The organism is Bartonella sp. AD328YNZD (assembly GCF_042196425.1).
The window spans coordinates 1-2,345 of record NZ_JBHIQG010000354.1 but is presented as its reverse complement, the minus strand read 5'-3'; the positions used below and the strand labels follow the sequence as shown (position 1 = coordinate 2,345).

The following is a 2,345-nucleotide window of genomic DNA, read 5'->3' as shown; positions in this document are numbered from 1 at the left end:
ACTATTTCACTTAATAATAGGCGCCCCGTTAAATCATCGTCCCAAATATAATACATCAGATCAAGGCTACGCCCAGCTTCTGCAGCCCCTATTGCACGAACACAAAACGCATCCAAATTGCTGATGATGAGGGAAAGGGCATCTTTATCAACCCCCAATCCATTTTCTTCCTCACCTAATTGACTGACGATACGATCAAGCTTGGTTTCACCTCTCTTAATAGGCAACGCATACGAACATTGTCCCTTAGCACTTTTCACAAAACGCCCATATGTATAGATTGCCAACATAGACGCAACAAAAAAAAAGAGAATAAAACCAATAACAATCTGTAAAAGAGTCAAAGAGGATAAACTTTCTATTTTCAAGCTAGCGCATTACCAATGATACAAACAACAATCCTAATACTAATCATTTTATCTTAATCGTGTAGCAGATAAAATGCCACTTTTTGCTTAAGAGAGTATAAATTTAATATTCATGATGTAAAAATTTTAGCTTTAATCTCTCAACACTTAAAAAATGCCTCTCAGCTTTAATAAATGCAAACTTAACTAAAATTGTATAAATTGAAACAAAAGATAAAATGTCAAATAAAATTTATACTTGCTTTAAATCTATAAAACCATCCTCACTACATAAACTTTACAATAAATGATCATTTTCTTAAGTCTCCCTACGGACTTTATCAAAAGCCACTTCATCTTTTTTGAAAATCATGTTTATTATGAATTTCACTTCCGTTCTTGATTTCTTATTGCTCTCAATTCTTCCATTTTTCTATAAAGTGTAGAGCGACCAATATGAAGGCGGCGCGCTATTTCGCTCATATGTCCTTTATAGTGTTTAACCGCTTTCTCGATAATATCATGTTCCATTTCTGCAAAAGTACGCACATGGCCATCAGTATTCAAAAATTGGATCGATTCTTGTTCATTATCTTCATCTTCTTGTATATTACCTTCAATGATATTGGGAACATTCATTAACGAATTTCCCATTAATTGAGGAAAATCTCGAACCGTTAATAAAGGTCCTTCACTGAGTAAAATCGCACGAAATAAAAATTTTTCAAGTTCATTTCTATTACCAGGCCAATCATACTGCATAAGCAAGGAAAGAGCCGATCCTGCTAAACCATGAACATGTGATCGCCCTGTTTCTACGATAATACGATCAATCAAATGTTGTGTGATCTCTGGAAAATCATCCCTTAATTCTCGTAAAGCAGGAACGCTAATAGACAAATGAGAAAATTGTTCAAACAAACTATGCAAAAGAAAATTCTCTTTAACCAAGTCCTTTAAACGCGATGTTGAAATAGCAATGATCCGAAAAGGAAAAAGTTCTCCTTTTGTATTCTTTTCCCTTTCTTTAAGATAATGCGCAAACCGTTTTTGCTGTATGGGCTCAAGTCTATCAATATCACAAAGGCAAAGTGTCCCTTTTTCAAGCGAAGAAACCAACGGTAGGAATTCTTTAAACCATTGCTGATTTTCTTCCTCTGGATCAACAATGGCGGAACATTGAAAGCGAATAAAAACGCCTTCTGAGAATAAACCCTCATGATGAATAATCCGAGCTAATGTCTCACGTCCTGTTCCAACTTCACCCTCTATCAAAAGATTTTGCAAAGAATTCGCTGCTTTTCTCGATTGTTCTAAAACTATCTGCATAGCTTTACTTTTCATACAAAGGTCAGAAAATCGTAAATGATTCTCTTTTTTTCGTTGAATATCTCGAACCTCATGCTTCAAGGCAGAAATAAGAGCAAGAATATCCAACGTAACTCTTACGCGTAATAATGTTACTGGATGAATCCAATAATCAATCGCTCCAGCTGCTAGAGCTCTCTGGAGTAAATCCTGATTTTCTTGCTGTGCTATAACAATAATAGGAATAGAAACACCAGCAACTCTAATCATTTTAATCAAATCGCTCACACTCAAATCACTCATAACGACATCAAGGAGTGCAAGCACAATGTTTTTACGCCTGTGTAAAAGATCAATCGTACGGAGACCATTTTCTGCTTCAATGACACGGTAGCCAAAACCTCGGAGCATAGCAGAAAGCTCTATACGTCTTCCATAATCTTCACTCGCAACAAGAATGGGACCAACCATAATGTCAATAATCTCCTTTGAGACCACTCAGCAGCTTAATGTAAAAATTATTGTAAACCATAAGAAATATTTCACCTTTTGTGTTTCACTTACGAACTTCATTAAGCTGTTAATTAAATACAACATTAAGGCATTTTTTTCTATTTTTTTGCTTTTTCATTGATTTTCATCAAATTTTTCATATTGACTCATGGGATAATTTAATAATGTTATAGAAAC

Annotated in this window: 1 protein-coding gene and 1 pseudogene; both read right to left on the bottom strand. The window is 34.8% G+C overall.

Going from position 1 to position 2,345, the window contains the following annotated elements:
• Positions 1-344, bottom strand: a pseudogene (locus ACFIO3_RS11685) (phospholipase D family protein); the annotation flags it as partial.
• Between the two features lie 390 nt (positions 345-734).
• Positions 735-2,126 (bottom strand): sigma-54-dependent transcriptional regulator, encoded by a 1,392-nt coding sequence (locus ACFIO3_RS11680; protein WP_375608013.1) that lies wholly within the window; start codon positions 2,124-2,126, stop codon positions 735-737.
• Between the last annotated feature and the right edge of the window lie 219 nt (positions 2,127-2,345).

Coding starts and splice junctions, on each gene's coding strand:
- ACFIO3_RS11680 (WP_375608013.1), bottom strand. CDS start 2,126: ATGGTTGGTCCCATTCTTGTTGCGAGTGAAGATTATGGAAGACGTATA.